This is a genomic window from Vibrio sp. 10N.239.312.D08 (assembly GCF_041466145.1).
Classification (GTDB): domain Bacteria; phylum Pseudomonadota; class Gammaproteobacteria; order Enterobacterales; family Vibrionaceae; genus Vibrio; species Vibrio crassostreae_C.
On sequence record NZ_JBFSSD010000046.1, the window covers coordinates 1 to 17,381 of the forward strand.

At 44.5% G+C, this 17,381-nt stretch carries 17 protein-coding genes and 1 pseudogene; 3 read left to right on the forward strand and 15 right to left on the reverse strand.

Annotation, left to right across the window (positions count from 1 at the left end):
• The 15 genes and pseudogenes from AB6D58_RS19480 to AB6D58_RS19550 all read right to left on the reverse strand — a co-directional run.
• Positions 1 to 149, reverse strand: a pseudogene (locus tag AB6D58_RS19480) (flagellin B); the annotation flags it as partial.
• 648 nt (positions 150 to 797) lie between these two features.
• Entirely contained in the window at positions 798 to 1,934 is a 1,137-nt protein-coding gene (locus AB6D58_RS19485) for a flagellin (protein ID WP_372158163.1), read from the reverse strand.
• A gap of 418 nt (positions 1,935 to 2,352) precedes the next feature.
• Positions 2,353 to 3,543 (reverse strand): flagellar hook-associated protein FlgL, encoded by a 1,191-nt coding sequence (gene flgL / locus AB6D58_RS19490; protein ID WP_017062254.1) that lies wholly within the window; start codon positions 3,541 to 3,543, stop codon positions 2,353 to 2,355.
• Positions 3,544 to 3,553: 10 nt separating this feature from the next.
• Positions 3,554 to 5,434, reverse strand: coding sequence for a flagellar hook-associated protein FlgK (flgK, locus tag AB6D58_RS19495; protein WP_017067655.1), 1,881 nt, complete (start codon positions 5,432 to 5,434; stop codon positions 3,554 to 3,556).
• A 220-nt stretch (positions 5,435 to 5,654) separates the two neighbouring features.
• On the reverse strand, positions 5,655 to 6,572 hold the full coding sequence (gene flgJ, locus AB6D58_RS19500) for a flagellar assembly peptidoglycan hydrolase FlgJ (RefSeq protein ID WP_017064131.1): 918 nt from the start codon (positions 6,570 to 6,572) through the stop codon (positions 5,655 to 5,657).
• Between the two features lie 10 nt (positions 6,573 to 6,582).
• Positions 6,583 to 7,674, reverse strand: coding sequence for a flagellar basal body P-ring protein FlgI (locus tag AB6D58_RS19505; RefSeq protein ID WP_017062257.1), 1,092 nt, complete (start codon positions 7,672 to 7,674; stop codon positions 6,583 to 6,585).
• 94 nt (positions 7,675 to 7,768) lie between these two features.
• Complete coding sequence (flgH, locus tag AB6D58_RS19510) at positions 7,769 to 8,545, reverse strand: flagellar basal body L-ring protein FlgH (RefSeq protein WP_017071817.1); 777 nt, start codon at positions 8,543 to 8,545, stop codon at positions 7,769 to 7,771.
• Positions 8,546 to 8,633: 88 nt separating this feature from the next.
• Positions 8,634 to 9,422, reverse strand: a complete 789-nt coding sequence (flgG, locus tag AB6D58_RS19515) for a flagellar basal-body rod protein FlgG (protein ID WP_017062259.1) — start codon at positions 9,420 to 9,422, stop codon at positions 8,634 to 8,636.
• 21 nt (positions 9,423 to 9,443) lie between these two features.
• On the reverse strand, positions 9,444 to 10,193 hold the full coding sequence (locus tag AB6D58_RS19520) for a flagellar basal body rod protein FlgF (RefSeq protein WP_372158165.1): 750 nt from the start codon (positions 10,191 to 10,193) through the stop codon (positions 9,444 to 9,446).
• 253 nt (positions 10,194 to 10,446) lie between these two features.
• Positions 10,447 to 11,751, reverse strand: a complete 1,305-nt coding sequence (gene flgE / locus AB6D58_RS19525) for a flagellar hook protein FlgE (protein ID WP_102321491.1) — start codon at positions 11,749 to 11,751, stop codon at positions 10,447 to 10,449.
• Positions 11,752 to 11,800: 49 nt separating this feature from the next.
• Positions 11,801 to 12,514 (reverse strand): flagellar hook assembly protein FlgD, encoded by a 714-nt coding sequence (flgD, locus tag AB6D58_RS19530; protein ID WP_010439286.1) that lies wholly within the window; start codon positions 12,512 to 12,514, stop codon positions 11,801 to 11,803.
• Positions 12,515 to 12,531: 17 nt separating this feature from the next.
• The gene (gene flgC, locus AB6D58_RS19535) at positions 12,532 to 12,945 is read right to left on the reverse strand and encodes a flagellar basal body rod protein FlgC (RefSeq protein ID WP_004736176.1); all 414 of its coding nucleotides are present in this window, start codon (positions 12,943 to 12,945) and stop codon (positions 12,532 to 12,534) included.
• A gap of 4 nt (positions 12,946 to 12,949) precedes the next feature.
• Positions 12,950 to 13,345: a flagellar basal body rod protein FlgB gene (flgB, locus tag AB6D58_RS19540; protein ID WP_004736175.1), complete on the reverse strand. Its 396-nt coding sequence runs from the start codon at positions 13,343 to 13,345 to the stop codon at positions 12,950 to 12,952.
• Positions 13,346 to 13,600: 255 nt separating this feature from the next.
• Complete coding sequence (locus tag AB6D58_RS19545) at positions 13,601 to 14,428, reverse strand: protein-glutamate O-methyltransferase (RefSeq protein ID WP_004736174.1); 828 nt, start codon at positions 14,426 to 14,428, stop codon at positions 13,601 to 13,603.
• An 11-nt stretch (positions 14,429 to 14,439) separates the two neighbouring features.
• Positions 14,440 to 15,366, reverse strand: coding sequence for a chemotaxis protein CheV (locus AB6D58_RS19550; protein ID WP_137001510.1), 927 nt, complete (start codon positions 15,364 to 15,366; stop codon positions 14,440 to 14,442).
• A 77-nt stretch (positions 15,367 to 15,443) separates the two neighbouring features.
• On the opposite strand from AB6D58_RS19550, the gene flgA reads away from it, so the two are divergent.
• The 3 genes from flgA to AB6D58_RS19565 all read left to right on the forward strand — a co-directional run bounded on the left by flgA (position 15,444) and on the right by AB6D58_RS19565 (position 17,178).
• On the forward strand, positions 15,444 to 16,190 hold the full coding sequence (gene flgA, locus AB6D58_RS19555; RefSeq protein ID WP_372158168.1) for a flagellar basal body P-ring formation chaperone FlgA: 747 nt from the start codon (positions 15,444 to 15,446) through the stop codon (positions 16,188 to 16,190).
• Positions 16,191 to 16,368: 178 nt separating this feature from the next.
• Positions 16,369 to 16,686, forward strand: coding sequence for a flagellar biosynthesis anti-sigma factor FlgM (flgM, locus tag AB6D58_RS19560; RefSeq protein WP_017062263.1), 318 nt, complete (start codon positions 16,369 to 16,371; stop codon positions 16,684 to 16,686).
• Between the two features lie 66 nt (positions 16,687 to 16,752).
• Complete coding sequence (locus tag AB6D58_RS19565) at positions 16,753 to 17,178, forward strand: flagella synthesis protein FlgN (protein WP_372129899.1); 426 nt, start codon at positions 16,753 to 16,755, stop codon at positions 17,176 to 17,178.
• Positions 17,179 to 17,381 lie beyond the last annotated feature (203 nt).

The window sequence follows — 17,381 nt, forward strand, 5'->3', positions numbered from 1 at the left end:
ATTTGTAGACCCGCAGCGTCATCTTTTGCGCTGTTGATTTTTGAGCCAGAAGCTAGACGCTCCATTGATGTTTGTTGTGCGCTGTTTGCGTTGTTTAGGTAACGTTGCGCTGTCATCGCTGAAACGTTTGTATTTACATTCACTGCCATGGTGATTTCTCCAATTGATTTTCCGGTATAGCGGTTTCCGACGTCTCGGAAAACCAAGTAGTTCTCTCAAAGTTACTTTTAATAACGGCGCGAAAGTCAGAAGCTTTAGAAAAACTTTCAAAAAACCACAAAAAAAATATTAATCTAATATTTATCAACAACTTAATTTTAATCATTTTCTAATACAGCGATAGATTTCAATTGGAAAAAGATCTTAATCTGTTCAGAAAGCGTACGAACCGCCGTCTAAATGGCTCAAGGTCGAGAAATGATCAATCGCCAAAGATCTCTGACTTACGCAAATCTTGTGTAATAGATGACATTATTTGTCGTGAAGAAGAACCATCAAATAGAGATTTGGAAAAGGTAGTGCGAGAAAGTTCACAGGAAAATAAATAGCAAAAACAAGAAATACAGAAAGGAAAAAGCCCCTTTTCCTTTGAGAGAACCGGGGCTAGTTGGCGCGTCAGAGCCTGTGTGGAGATCATCGAGAAATGAACACATTTCCGACTTGCCGTTGCATTCTTACTGCAAAAATGGATAGCAGGTGAGAGATGAGAGAGCTAAACATTCAATAGTAAGTATGCTTGCCAGTTTCCCTTGCTGCATGGCTCACGTCTGAACACGAGCAGCAAGTTCAACCAATAACTATTGCAATAATGACATTGCAGAGTTAGGCAACTGTTTTGCTTGAGCAAGTATTGAAGTACCTGCTTGTTGCAGAATTTGTGATTTGGTCATTTGCGTCGTCTCTTTCGCAAAGTCCGTATCTTTGATTCGGCTGTTTGAAGCGTCTACGTTCTCTTGTACGTTTGCCAAGTTATTAATACTGTGGCTTAGACGGTTCTGTTTTGCACCCAAATCAGCACGCTGTGAATCCACGTACTTCATTGCAGAATCAATCACGCTAATAGCATTCTGTGATCCTGCTACGCTCATCAAACTAACATCTTGAACCGAGGTTGCGCGGCCTTCACTCTTAATACCTAGCTCAGACGCTAGACCACCAGAGATAGACATTGGGCCGTCAAGGTCAGGTTCAGCAACGAACAGTTGAATGCGACCATCATCAGTAACCGATGCGTTCACAAGATCAGACTGACCATTAATGTAAGTCGCAAGCTCTTCGATATCATCGCCCGCTTTGGTATTGATATCTAAAACGATGTCTTCACCCGCTTTGGTTTTGAATTCGAACTTAAGATCGCTCGCTGTTGGCGGCACTTCCCAGTTCTTATCTTTCGCGTTTTCTGAATCGAACGTAGTACCACCCATACGGTAGTCATCTGCACGGATACTTGTCAGAGCCATGATCATTGCTTCACCAGAGTTAGAACCGATCTGGAATGAAGCTTCACCGAATGAACCGTTCAGTAGACGACGACCACCAAACGATGTGGTTTCCGCAATACGGTTAAGCTCATCTTGAAGTGCCATTGACTCTTCGTTCAGTGCAGTACGCTCTGCCGGCGAGTTAGTGCCGTTTGATGATTGAATCGCTAGATCACGCATACGTTGTAGTACGTTAGTCGATTCGTTCATCGCGCCTTCTGCTGTTTGAGCAATCGAAATACCGTCGTTGGCATTACGCATTGCCACATCAAGACCACGAGACTGAGCGGTTAGACGGTTCGAGATTTGCAGACCTGCCGCATCATCTTTCGCGCTGTTGATCTTGTGACCAGATGACAAACGCTCCATAGAAGTCGCTAAGTCATTAGATGCTTTATTCAGGTAACGCTGTGCTGTCATAGCAGATACGTTAGTGCTTACATTGATAGCCATTTTGCTCTCCTTATGAGTTCGCAAAGTTTCTGCGAAGCGGCCAGCTTTACTCTCATATGGATAAGCACTGACCGTGTATTACTCGATAAACCCTATACAAGGTTTAAGATCTGTATTAATCATTTATAACCAACACAGATACAAGTTGTATGCCAAGTTTAATATCATATAAATAATTTTTTAATTATCTAAAAATCAGAAGCTTACAAACAACACTGCGCAATTATGATTTTCTACTATTAGAAGATGAAAAACATTCACCTTCCTTATTGCCGTTTTTTGCCGCTATTCTAGAAACATCATGCTTCGTACAAAAAAGCGGCAAACTGTGGCGTCATTCGCACGTATGGCATAGCACATACGGCAAGGAATCAACGCCATGGTGATCGACAAGCCACCATTAAATACCGATTGATCATTAAATATAGTTAAACAAGGTCAGGTCTTTGGTTTTGCCAAACGCTTGTTGAGAAGCTTGTAGTGCTCGAGAGTTTTCATTGAACTCAATGATCGCTTTCGAGTAATCCAAGTCTTCAAAGTTGCTTTTTGCTTTTGCTAAAGACAACTTGAAATCTTCATGTTGTTGCTCTTGAATATCCAAAGTACTCAAGCGTGCACCAACATCGGTTCTTGCCTTGGTCAAATGGATAAACGCAGCGTGGAACTCTTCAGTTACTTGGTGCAGTTTCGCTGTTGCTGATGCATCCGATACCGGGTTTTCAGCCTGCTCAGCAGCCTCTTTGAACGTATCAAAGATAGAGAAAGTCTCTCGTGGTTCTAAGGTGATCGAATCACCTTTAGTGATTTGGCCTTTGATTTGAATATTCAGCCCTTCATAAACAATGCCTGTCGAAGGATCAAAATCTTCTGCCGCAACCACTGCGCCGTCTTTTTCAAGCTGATAAGCGAAATTGCCCGTCTGCATGTCGACAAACGTCACTTTATAAGTAGACCCATCTTCATCGCTGTTGGTCGCACGCCCGAGCAATAACTCAGACGCAGGTTCAAGCTCGTACTGAGGTTCGTAGTCACCGAACGGGTTGTCTATTTCCATAAACATCTTGCTGCCCGGATCATTCATTGCCATTTCAAAGCTGCTTGCCACACGCATCTTGCGTTGGTAGTCATCACCTTGATATGTCACATTCCCTTCGTTATCTCGAAAGAAAGGCTGATTTTTCGGCTTAGTGCCTGCAAACGTGTAGTTACCCGACTCATCTTGAGAGTTGGCTAAATGCAGGAAGTTATTCGCCAGTTCTTGAATTTCACGCTTCTTAGCTAAACGGTCTTCTGGAGAAAGCGCACCGTTAATCATTTCCATCACGGTTCGTTTTGCTTCATCAGCAAAGCCTTCGGTGTTGGAGACCAATACCTCATGATGCTCTAATCGATTACGAACCAAGACGATTGCGTCACTATATTGCTTAAGCTGCTCTGATTGCTGACCAATATTCTGTAAATAGTGAGTCGCAAGAGGATCATCACTTGGCGACTGCAACTTCTTACCGGAAGCGAGTTGCGCTTGGTTGTGATGCACCTTGTTCTCTTGACGGCGCAAGTCATTTTGTACTGACTGATAATTATGGAAGCTAGAGATACGATTCAACATTTATACCTTCCTATCTCAGAGCCAAAATAGTGTTAAACGTATCGTTGGCTGCTTGCATGATGCGTGAAGAAGCCATATACGCTTGCTGAAATTTCATCATATTTGCCGCTTCTTCATCGAGGTTTACTCCCGAGATAGAAGCTATACGTTCTTGAGCCGACTGTTTTTCTAACGTCGCAATATCACTCAGGCGATTTGCCGTTGAAGACTTCAAGCCCGTATTAGTATTCAAGTTGTGGTAAAGGTCTAAAATCGTAGACTCACCATCATTCAACAGCTTTCCTGTTTGAAGATCTTGTAGCTTACGCAGGTTACCGTTGTCACCTTCTGATGGGACAAGGTTTGCCGTAAACTTATCATTTGCCACCGCACCGGGTGTGAGCTCAAACGTTGTACCGTTGATGGTCACTGGCCCTTGTGGCGGATACGGTTGAGGCTGCATTAAAATGTTACCCTTCGGATCCGTCACAGCAAACTGCTCACCTTTTGGTGAGACAATCACTTCAAACTCACGCAGTTGACCTGCTTCTAGGATTTTAAATCCCGCTGTACCCTTGGCAAACGTGGTCGATGCCTCATAACTTTGCGCAGCAATGTCTTTCGGGTCTTTGGTTTCCATATGAATCTGCGCAGCAAAATTACGCGTTGGACGCAGTAACAGTTTCTCTCCTAGTTCAGGAGGGTTACGTACTTCCACTCGCATGCCATCAAGATAAAAAGCACTACCGCTAGAGTCGGTCGCCATCTTAACGGTCTCACCGTTCGGCTTAGTCACGACATAATCACTGCCATCGTATTTCAGTCCATACTCACCGCCTTTTAAGGCAGAAGTATCATCAATGTATACCGCAACATCGGCTTTCGATTGCCCGCTAGCCGTGACACGAGATTTTGCCACCAGCTCTGAGTTCACGTCGGTAAACAAGTCCTTACCTACGTTGCCGTTAAGATCCAAACCTTGTTCTTGAAGACTATTGACCTCATATGAAAACGCGGTCGCCAAACGACCAAGCTCATCCATGATTGCTGGGATATGTTCGTCACGCATGTCTAGCATGGCGCCGATTTTTCCGTCGATATCACTGCTGGTGATCGGTTTTAAAGACTTACCTTCAACAATCGCTAGGCGGCGCTGATGTGCATCGGGTAAGCCATCAACCATCTTCAGCTGACTCGCTTCACTACCAGAGACCAAGGTATGGCCATTACCAATATGGACATTAAACCCTTCGGCATTTGAGCGTGGTGTCACCGTAACTTTGGTGTAACCAGAAAGCTCATTAATCAACTTTTCATGCTGATCTCGTAGGTCATTATGAGGCCCAGGAGTTCGCATCATTAAACGCTGAACATCACGGATCTCGTACGCAAGTTGGTTAACTCGCTCGATACCCATATCTAATTTTTTATTCGTAGAATCAGACTGTTGACGAACTGTTTCATGAAATTCATTCAAGGTTTTAGTTACAAGCCCTGCTTTCTCTAACACGACCTTACGCGCACCCACATCATTTGGGGTATCGGCGAGAGTCTTAACGGAATCAAACCATTCGTTGAGGTTTTCTGGAATCTTCTTTGAAGCGACCGACGACAACATGCTCGACAGCATATCGAGGTTGGCTTCGGTATCGCCTTTGTTGGCGGCATTGGTTGTCGATAAGTTAAGTTCTTTGACGGCAAACTGATCCCAAGAGCGGCGAACATTTTCCACATGTACCCCCATACCGTAGGATTGCCCACCGTACTGGCGCGGGTCATTCACACCTTGAATCACAGACTGGCGGCTATAGCCCTCTGTGTTAGCGTTAGAAATGTTATGACCTGTGGTGTTGAGCTGTCTCTGAGCCGTAAGAACACTTTGTGCCCCTACATTCAGAAGATCCGACGCCATAATGCCCCCAAAAAACTTAACAAAACCAGAATGAACTGATTAACTACAACCGTATATTACTAAGATAAAAGCAATATATGTGCCAACACAAACAATAGGAAATTAAAAGACGATAATTTATTGAAGTGTTAGGAGATAACTATGGATTACGCGTAAGAACTGAAGGGGCGGAGAAGAAAAGAGCCTGCCAGTAGCAAGCTCTCTATGTTGATTTATGACGCTAGTTCATCTCATCAATCTTGGCTTTAACTCGTAAAACCTTGTCTGCATAGTTAGGGTCAGTTGCGTAACCAGCCTGATGAATACCTTTGATGAAATTCTCTGAATTGCCTTGATGCTGTAGCGCCGTTTCGTATCTTGGATTTTCGTTCAAGAACTTCACGTAATCATTAAAGCTATCTTCGAAATTAGAGTAAGAACGGAAGGAAGCTGACTCTTTAACGGCGGTTTTGCCATGGAACTCAAGAGTTTGAGTCGCGACCTTATCGCCCTTCCAACTTCTATCTGCTTTGATGTTAAATAAGTTATTGCTGTTGCCCAAAGAGTTCTTAACCATTTTAGAACCCCAACCCGTTTCAAGGGCAGCTTGTGCCAATAGAAGAGACGAGTCCACACCAAGCGCACTTGCCGCTTTTTCCGCGTAAGGCTTCATTGAGGTCACAAACGATTCTGGAGAATCAAAGGATACTGGCTGTTTTGCTGCTTGCGCAGGTTGAACGTCTGACGCTCGCTCTTCCGAACGGCCTGAATATTGCGGTCTTTGCAATGAAGCATCAAAGCCTTCACTGCGAACCTTCTCTTCAGACGTATCGCTTGCTTGGCCAGCGCTTAGTTGAGCCACGATCATATCTGCAAGACCTAATGAACCTGAAGCGCTTAACTCACTCGCCATTTGGTCATCTTGCATCTGACGATAGAACTGCTCGTTCTGGCTGTTCAACATATCCGACTTAAAGCTCGAGTTAGCATCGCGCATTGACTTAAACAACATCGAGGTGAAAATCGATTCAAACTGTTTTGCCGCCGCGGTTAATGCTTCTTTCTCGCTACCTTCTTCACCGTTTACCGCTTGTTGACGAAGACGGTCTAAACTACCGATGTCGTGAATAAAGCCGATGTCATTGTTATTCTTAATCATGCTTTATTCCTTAGATAATGATCAATTGTCCTTCAATCGCACCCGCTTGTTTCAGTGCTTGAAGGATTGCCATTAAATCAGAAGGTGCAGCGCCCACTTCATTGACTGCGCGTACCAAATCGTCCAGCGTTAGGCCAGGTTCAAATTTGAACATCTTACCATCGCCTTCCGTGATTTCGATATCAGAATCAGGGACCACTACCGTTTGGCCACCAGAGAATGCATTCGGTTGGCTTACGTTTAGATTTTCTTTAATTGCAACCGTCATACCACCGTGGGTGACCGCCGCCGCTTTTAGGCGAACGTGCTTACCAACCACAATCGTACCTGTACGAGAGTTGACGATGATTTTTGCAGAGCCTTCAGCAGGGTCGAACTCGATGTTTTCGATAGCCGACAAGAATGCTACACGCTGGCTGATTTCACGCGGTGCACGAACTTTTACTGAAGTTGCGTCTACCGCTGAAGCCATTTGTGGGCCTAGGAAATTATTAACCGCATCAGCCATACGCTGAGCCGTTGTGAAATCTGATTGGATTAGGTTGAAGGTGATGTAGTCACCACGACCGAATGGCGTTGGGATCTCTTGTTCAACCGTCGCACCGCTAGAGATGATACCAACGTTAGGGTTGTTACCGACAATCTTAGAACCGTCGTTACCTTGTGCACTAAAGCCACTTACCACCAAGTTACCCTGCGCGACCGCATACACTTGACCGTCTAGACCTTTCAAGAAGGTCTGTAGCAAGGTACCACCACGAAGGCTTTTTGCTGAACCGATAGAAGAAACGGTTACGTCAACTTCTTGGCCTTGCTTAGAGAATGCTGGCAGTTCAGCAGTCACAATAACAGCCGCGACGTTTTTGGTTTTTGGCTTAGTGCCGGGCGGCAATTGGATGCCAAAATTTTGCAGCATTGCGTTAAATGTTTGATCGGTAAAGGGAGTTGTCTCACCAGTACCCGGCAAGCCCGTGACCAAACCATAACCTACAAGTTGGTTACTACGAACACCCGCCACTTTTGCCACGTCTTTGATTCGCGCAGCATGGGCACTGGTGGCAAGAAATAGCATGCCGAATAGTACGAGTGTCAGTTTTTTCATTGAGTAACCTGTCTGTATTGCTTTAATTTATAATAGCTTAGCTAAATGTGGCTCAGTGATAGAGGCTGTCAGTATGTCGTCGTCCTATCAAGCTCTACAGAGATACATTAAAGAATCGTGCCAAGAATCCAGGCTCTTGCATATCTTTCTGTACGCCAGTCCCTGAGTACTGAATTCGTGCGTTAGAAACACGGTTTGAAGCGATGGTATTTTCAAAATCAATATCATCAGGACGGATGGTACCGCTTAGGCGGATGTACTCATCGCCGGTGTTCAGTGTCATCCACTTCTCACCACGAACCACTAGGTTGCCATTAGCTAATACTTCGATGACTTCAACGGTAATGTAGCCGCTGATGCTGTTACTTTGGTTGGCTGACGCATCACCAGCAAAAGTATTGGTGTTACTCAGATCATAAGAGAAGTTGTACTTGTCGATCGTCAGATCTTGACCACCAACAGCCAGCGGCTCCATTGATGCATCATTCGACTTAGACATGTCTGCGTTGGCTTTTTTGGTCGCTCGAGTATTCTCATCTAGCGCTACAGTGATGATGTCACCAATACCACGAGGCTTTGAGTCGTCATACATGCTGCCAATGTGGTTCACATTAAACAGTGAGCCCGTTGCCGCTGCATAATGCTCTGGCTTCTGCTTGGGGTTGATTGGCGCCCATGCAGGGTCACCAGCAATTGGATCGGTTCGCCCACGAAGCGTGTCGATAATTCCTGAACTTTCTTCTGCCGACTTATCGCCTTCAACCGCATCAACCACTGTGGTCGCGTTCTCTTGTGCTGGCGTCTCAATTGGATCCAGTACTGTACAACCAGTCATCGAAGCTAACAGGGCTAAACAAAAAATACGTTTCATGGCGATATACTCTCAGCAGGCAGTGGTGAATGGGTCAATTAGCAAAAACAGATAGATTAATTAAAAAAGTAAACGGCGAATAAACCAATTACAGCTGTTGGTTAACAAAGCTCATCATCTTGTCTACTGACGAGATAACTTTCGAATTCATTTCGTATACACGCTGAGCTTCAATCATGTTTACCAGCTCTTCGGTTACGTTTACGTTTGATGTTTCTAGCATCGATTGGCGGATGTTACCTAGACCATCAAAGCCCGGAACACCCTCTTGTGGGTCACCACTCGCGCCAGTTGGCAAGTAAAGGTTTTGACCTACTGGTTCTAAACCACCTGGGTTTACAAAGTCAGTAATGGTAATTTGACCAACCACGACGTTGTTTTGCTCACCACGTAGACGAACCGATACTTCACCGTCGTTACCAACCGTTACCGAGATCGCGTCTTCAGGAATCACGATTTCTGGTTGTAGAGGGTAACCTTGGCCCGACGTTACGATCGCGCCTTCACCGTTCAGTGTGAACTGACCATTGCGGCTGTAACCTGTTTCACCGTCTGGCATTTCAACTTGGAAGAAACCATCACCTTCAATCATCATGTCTAGGCTGTTAGACGTCGTTTGCGCGTTACCGTGAGTGTGCACTTTTTGAGTTGCCACTACCTTAGAACCCGCACCCAGCATCAAACCACTTGGCAGCTCAGTATTCTGAGACGATTGACCACCCGGTTGATTAATATTCTGGTAGAACAGATCTTCAAATACCGCGCGACTCTTTTTAAAACCAATGGTCGAGGCGTTGGCAAGGTTGTTCGAAATCGTTGAGATATTGGTTTGTTGGGCGTCTAAACCCGTTTTGCTTACCCATAATGCTGGATGCATAGCAATGTCCTTTAAATTCTATTAGCTCATACGAAGCAGTGAATCAGACGACTTGTCCATTTCCTCTGCTGTGCTCATCATCTTGACCTGCATTTCAAATTGACGTTGTAAGTCAATTAAGCTGGTCATTTCACCTACAGCATTTACGTTACTGCCTTCGATAGCACCTTTTAGCAACGTTACCGCTGCATCTGCTTCGTATGCCTGATCTGGGTTTTTCGAACGGAATAGACCATTCGTATCTTTAAACAAACTTTGGTTGTCTGGACGCACAAGCTTAATACGATCAACGACGGCCAATTCTTCAGCTGGAGCGCCTTGAGGAATCACCGAAATCGTACCGTCAGTACCAATTTCTACTTTACTGATTGGGATGAGCAGCGTGATTGGCGCATCGTTTTCACCTAGCACCAAATGGCCACTTGCATTGGTTAGCAAACCGTTTTGGTCAACCTTAAGGTTACCGTTACGCGTTAAACCTTCGCGGCCGGTGTTATCCATAACTGAAATCCAGCCATCACCTTGAACGGTAACATCGAGATCTCGGCCAGTGGTAACCACACTACCTTGCGCAAAATTATGACCAGGACGCTCTGTCATGCTGAAAACACGAGTAGGCATGCCTTCACCATACGCTTGCATTGAACGTGCTTGTGCTAAATCAGCACGGAAACCCGTTGTACTTACGTTGGCAAGGTTGTTTGCACGTAGCTGCAAAGCCTGCATATTTTGCTTTGCGCCACTCATGGCAAGAAACAGTGCGCGATCCATAATTTTGCTCCAAAAAATCATCTTCTAGAGCTTATAAAGCAAACACTGTGCCAATATTTTTAACTGTTATTTATCAATAATTTAAATAGAAAATGAACAAAGAGGGGTGATCATTAAAGGATCATTCAGGAAGAATTGTTGCCAGTGGCATTACCGTGCGGCAATAGGGGCGGCAAATAAGAAGACAAACAACAATACCCAATTCAATAACATTGAATTGGGTATTCGCAGATGATTCAAACGCTCGAAACGATTAACGAATCTGAAGAATATTCTGTTGCAGTTGGTTGTGCACTTCTAGAGAACGCGAGTTCGCTTGGAAGTTACGTTGAGCAGAAATCAAATCAACCAGTTCTTGAGTCATATCGATGTTCGACTGCTCTAGTGAGCCGTTGTTGATACTACCAAATGAACCTTTGTTCGATTCACCCCAGATTTTAGAACCTGAGTCATTAGTAGAATCCCACTGAGTGCCGCCTTTCTTATCTAGGCCTTGCTCATTGGGTACACGAACCAAGCCTACACGGCCAAGCATCACGTTTTCACCATTTGAGTAAGTACCTAGAACACTGCCGTACTCATCGAAATCGATTTTTGTTAAGAAACCTGTTGTCGCGCCATCTTCATCAAACTTAGTCAATTCAAACGGAGCGGCAAACTGAGTTGAAGAATCTAGACCAAACTTAAGCACTTGAGTTGGATCAGCACCGTTCAAGTCAATAGGGTTCGCACCAGTACCCAGTGGTTCCGAGTTAATCGGCTGACCATTGTTCAGGCTCGCCAACGTACCGTCATTGTTGAACTTCATTGTGTGACCAACATGGCCTTGTGCATTCGTCGCATCACCACCAGTAATGTTGACCGGCTTTTCACCGTTCTCATCTGACATGGTGTAGTATGTCTGCCAAGTGTTTGGTTGAGTCTGATCTTTGAGGTAGTAAGTCGTTAACTTGTAAGACTGACCCATAGAATCGTATACCGTCGAAGACGTTGCACGGTTATAGGTATCAGCATCTTGGTAGTTAAATGCAGCCGGGTCTTTAAGATCACCGTTTGCAGGAAGGTTAACTCCTACTTCAATGTTTTCTGTCTGTTTTGGCTTACCAAACTCAGCAGGAATGTCGAGTGGCTTTGGCGCGTAAGAAAGAACTTCACCCGAGTTTGGATCAACATCGTAACCTAAAAGAAACTCATCGTTAGCGGTAACCATGTAGTTGTCTTTGTTTAGGTGAAATGCACCATTACGCGTTAATTCGTTAATCTCTGGCACCATGCGGTCTTTCGATACTGCAAAGAAACCTGTACCACTTACACGTAAGTCCATTGGGTTGTTCGTATAAATACTTGAACCTTCGTGGAACTGTTGCGCCACTTGGCTAGCTTGCGCACCGCCACCAGCAGTCGTTTTTGCGTTAGTGAACAACGAGCTTGAGTAAACATCACCAAACTCAGCACGAGACTCTTTAAAGCCAAATGTGTTTGCGTTCGCAATGTTGTTACTGGTTGTATTCAGGTCTAATTGTGCAGCGGATAAGCCGCTTAAAGCTACATATGACATTCCATTATTCTCCTAATCTATCTAGCTAGCATAGTCACTCAATAAAGAGCTACGCTTTACCAACTTCTAGTACTTCAGCAAGTCGTACTGGCGATGTGAAACCAGCCAGATTGAGTAGTACGTTGCCATCGCCCTTACCAAGAAGCACACTGTTCACGTTCGCATAACTGGAAACTTGGAACTCTGTGTTCTCGCCATCCAGCAAACCCGACGCTTTCACGTTGTATTTACCGGCCGGCAATGGGTTACCGTCTTCGTCTTTTCCGTCCCATTCAACACGTGTATCACCAGATGGTTTAGAGCCGATATCAAATGTGCGAACCAATTGGCCAACTTCGTTCTCAACACGGACCATTACATTGTCCATTGCCTGAGGAAGCTTAACCATTGCCGCCATACCGCCATCACCGGGTTTTACACCTGCCGCACCAGGAACCAATACATCACGCCCAACTAAAGAGGAGGCCTGAAGAGCTTGGTTAGAGGTCATTGATGAATTCAAGCTTTCAAACTGTGTATTCATTTTGCCAATGCCATCTACGGTCGCAAATGAAGCCATTTGCGCAATCATCTGGTCATTGCTAACCGGCTTGAAAGGGTCTTGTTGTGCTAGTTGCTTAGTCAACAAAGATAAGAAGTCTTCTTGTTTAAGATCCTGCTTACCTGTTGTTTCGTCGGGCTTTTTAGCGCCATCTTGAAGACTCTTCAGCTGGTCAACATAGGACAAGCCGCTTTGACCAACATTGTTGTTGATTCCAGCCATGTGCTACCTCCTTATCCTTATTGACCCATCTGCAGCGTACGCAGCAGCATTTGTTTACTCGAGTCAGCAACCTGTACGTTTGTTTGGTACGCACGTGATGCCGAAATCATGTTTGCCATCTCTTCCATAACGTTGACATTAGGCTTGTAGATATAGCCTTCGTTGTTCGCTAATGGGTGATCCGGGTTGTACTCCGCGCTTAGCGGCTTATCGCTTTCCACAATACCTAATACTTTCACAGGCACAGTGTGACCACTGTTGCGTGCTTTATTTAACTCAGCGCCGAACACTGCGTGACGAGCCTTGTAAGTTTCTTCAGCAGAACTACTTACACTGTCCGCGTTCGCAAGGTTGCTCGAGGTCGTATTTAGACGAACAGATTCAGCACTCATCGCAGAACCAGTCACATTGAATACATTGAATAAACTCATCTAATTATTCCCCTTTAATCGCTTTAGTTAAATTCTTGAACTTACTTCCTAAGAAGTCGAGAGAGGCTTGATGCCTAATTTGGTTTTGCATGAAAAGGTTTCTTTCCAAATCCAAATCAACCGTGTTGCCATCTCCTGTATCAGGTTGGGTAGGAATGCGATACTTCGTTTCCCCGTTCACCGTTGTTGAGGCAGAAATGTGCCGACCATCTGTACGGCTAAGACCAATGCTTGCCCCAGAACTTGCCGCTTGCAGTGATTTCTTAAAGTCTAATCCCTTTGCTTTATACCCAGGCGTGTTTGCTTGCGCGATATTGGTGGAAAGCACCTCAGCGTTACGTTCACGTACACCAACTGTGTGCTGGTGAATGCCCAAAGCATTGTCAAAAGAAATAGCCATGTAAACCTCAACTCAAGAACTGACTGTTATGAAATAACCAAAGCAATATATATACCAACTTTTGAAACAAGGCGGTCTATCAATGCTTTTACAGGTTACTCGTGGGTAAACTTGCAATAAACAAGCCAAAAAATAGAGTAAATTGGAATGTCACTCTGACTTAAAGATATAGCTTAAGCAGGAAAAAGAAAAACCAGCACTTGGCTGGGTTTTAAATTTAGACGGTAACCTTACACCTAATATCGGTGCCGCTCGTTACTTTAATTTGTAGATGATGCCTGGATTACAGCGAACCATTTCAAAACGATCGGTTAAGCCTGTTAACGATTCAGACGCGCCCAATAGTAAGTACCCACCAGGGTTCAGGCTATTTGCCATCTGGTTAAGTACCTTTGACTTCATATCAGGCGAGAAGTAAATCAGCACGTTACGACAGAAAATAATGTCGAACTTGCCTAACAATGCATAGCTGTCCATCAGGTTCTGAGGGCGGAAGTTCACCATGCGCTTGACGTTATCTTTCACTTTCATACGGCCATCGCCCGCATCTTCAAAGAAAGTACGACGGCGCTCTGGAGAAAGTCCACGTCCCAATGCAAGGTTGTCGTAAGCGCCAGTGCGGCACATATCCAACATACTTGCTGAGATGTCAGTTGCGGTAATCGATACATTTGGCAGCATACCTGGCTTACGAGCTTGAGTTTCAAGAATCGTCATTGCCATTGAGTATGCTTCTTGGCCTGAAGAGCTTGCCGCAGACCAAATCTTAATAGGACGTTTATTTGCCGCTATTTCCGGTAGAAGCTTATCCGCAAGCACAGCAAACGGGTAAGTATCACGGAACCAAAGTGTCTCGTTCGTCGTCATGGCATCGACAGCAGCCACACGCAGCTCACGGTTTCGACCTGTTACTACATCTCTCAACAAATCAGACAAAGAAGCTAACTTAAACTTCGTTACTAATGGGCTTAGACGACTGCGCACTAAATACTGCTTGCTGTCACCTAATACAATGCCACATTGAGATTCTAAGAAACGGCTGAAATCGCGATACTCTTGATCACTTATTGTTATAGCAGTCATTAATGTCTCTTTTAGTTAGTTAACGCAGCTTTTACAGCTGCACCAAGCTCATCTGGGTTGAATTTAGCGATGAAGGAGTTAGCTCCAACACGCTCAACCATGGCTTGGTTAAATACACCACTCAACGATGAGTGTAAAATTACGTATAAATCTTTAAGTTCGGCGTGACGACGAATCTCAGCAGTCAGCGTGTATCCATCCATTTCTGGCATTTCGATATCAGAAATCACCAATGAAATCTGATCGTAAATACTGCCTTCTGATGACATCTGCATCAGCTTCTCATAGGCTTCTTTACCATCCTTCACTGAAATAACTTCAAAACCAATCGACTCAATCGCACGCTGAACCTGCTTACGAGCAACGGTTGAATCATCAGCAATCAAGATACGACGAACCAATTCTTTACCTTGTTCTACTTCTGCGATTTCTTCAGCAATTTTACTGTCCATTGTTTCATTAACAGGTGAAATCTCCGCTAGAATTTTTTCTACGTCAAGAATTTCTACCAGCTCATTATCAATGTTGGTGACTGCAGTCAGGTAGTGGGCTTTGCCTGCACCATCTGGCGGTGGAAGAATCGACTCCCAGTGCATATTAATAATGCGTTCTACTGAACTTACCAAGAAACCTTGAATGGTTCGGTTAAACTCAGAGATAACCACAAAACACTTTTCAACATCCGTTGTAGGACGGCCACCAATCGCTAAGCTCAAGTCGATCACAGAGATCGTTTGGCCACGAATGTGTGCTACACCTTTGACCAGTGGGTTCAAGTTTGGCATTTTTGTCAGCTTAGGGCACTGAAGTACTTCTTTTACTTTAAAAACGTTAATGCCGTAACGCTGACGCCCCATTAGGCGAAAGGTTAGTAATTCTAATCGGTTTTGACCGACGAGTTGCGTACGCTGATTCACTGAATCAAGAATACCCGTCATGAGCTCATCTCCATATCAAACTTTTTTGGATAAAAAGTGTTAGTCTACTGCAGGCTACGAACCACTAGAGAAACGGAATGATATATCATAAAACAAATCTGCCGCTTTTTTCCATAGCAATGTGTAGAGCTACTTTTAAAACTGTCGCTAAGTTTATCGGCATTTTATCAATATTGTTTAGTTTTTTTGTACAAGCTGCGACCCCAGAGCAAATTGAGATGATTCAGTCTGCGGCGGAACAACACATCCTAGAGACAGTTGAGCAGCCGCAAGGTGGCGAACTCTTTGTTAATTCAGCAAATGTTGACTCAAGAATCAAAGCGACAGACTGCCCAGTGCCTTTAGAGACCAGTGCTTCAACCACCACCAATACCCGCAGTAGCATTACGGTTTTAGTGCAATGTGTTCCTGATGAGTGGCGAGTTTATGTACCCGTGCGCCTTTCGATGTCGGTGCCCCTTGTCACCACCACTCGCTCACTCGCGAGAGGCGAAATCGTCGGTCAATACGATGTCACCACCGCTATGATTTCTCTTAACAAGTTTCGTCGCCAAGGTTTCACAGCGCCACAACAAGTCATCGGCGCTAAGGTGAAAAAGAACCTAAGGCCGGGTGATGTTGTAGAAAGGGGTGATATCTGTGTCGTATGCCGAAACGAGAAGGTTATCATACAGGCAGTAAAAGGTGGCATGACCATTACCACCAAAGGAACTGCGCTTACCGATGGCTCGATGGGCGATCAAGTAAGAGTGAAAAATGATAAATCACAGCGTATAATTGAAGGAATTGTTACCAGCATGTCTGAAGTCACGGTTTACTTTTAACTCTTTACTTCTAAATTGACGGTATCGTTAGCGATTTCAGCCTCAACTCTAACGCCAAATATAGCGGCTGCGGTGTTTGGTCCCTTTTCGACTATTGAGCTAAAAATTGCTAAAGTATTCGAACCCTTGGTCGATATTGACTGTACAGGTTCCCATTTTTGAAGAAAAAGGCTTAACTATGGCAGGCATTGATAATATTCGTTCAGGGCAAACCCTAACGACCACTAACCGATCAGCAGTACGCTCTGATTCTAGTTCTGAGGCATCACGCTCTGATGTATCAACTAAATCGCCAGCAAGCAAAGATGCGGTTTCACTGAGCCAACAAGGCAAAGCGATTGGTCAGCTCCACCAAGATATGGCAGCACAGCCAAGCTTTGATTCTGTGAAAGTAGCAGCGATCAAAGAAGCAATTGCGAACGGTTCATACACTGTCGATCCAGAAAAACTGGCAGACAACATGATCAAGTTCGAAGATGAATTAAAAGGTCTTTAAGCCAGCACTCACTTTTAATTGAAGTGATTATCTTAAAGCACACGAGGTTATGAATAGGTTTACGTTATGGCGGCACTAGCAGATTTAGTTAATTTTCAACTTCAAAATGCCAAAGCCTTATCTGAATTATTAAGTTCAGAGAAAACCGCTATTACGAGCCGACAATCAAACGATATTGAGCGAATCGCCAAAGAAAAAGTGGTCCTAGTTGAACAACTAAGATCAACCGATCAGCGAATCGCAGCCCATACCAATATCTCAGAACTGACCGAGAACCCTGAACTTGCTCAGTTAGTCAGCAAGATCCAGTCCATAGTGCACGATTGCCAGCAAGCGAACCTTGTGAATGGCGAAGCCTTGAATCGAGCGCACCTTAGCTTCAAAAAACTCAGCAATATGATGCAGCAAAGTCACGGAAAAATTGGCATGACCTACAATGCCGGTGGTCAAACGCATACTATCTCTACGCTGGGAACCAACGTAAAAGCCTAGTTAAGTTAACTCTTCCTCTTCAGTAATACCCCTTGTTAACCGTTTATCTGTATCTCAGACTATTCCTGTCGTTATCTTTTATTAAAACACCTAATCAGCCTTTGAACGCCCTGACAAAATCGATAAACAAAAAAGCGACAAGTATTTTCATACTTGCCGCTTTTACATTCATATTAGTTATTGGTTGCCGATACGCCATCTGG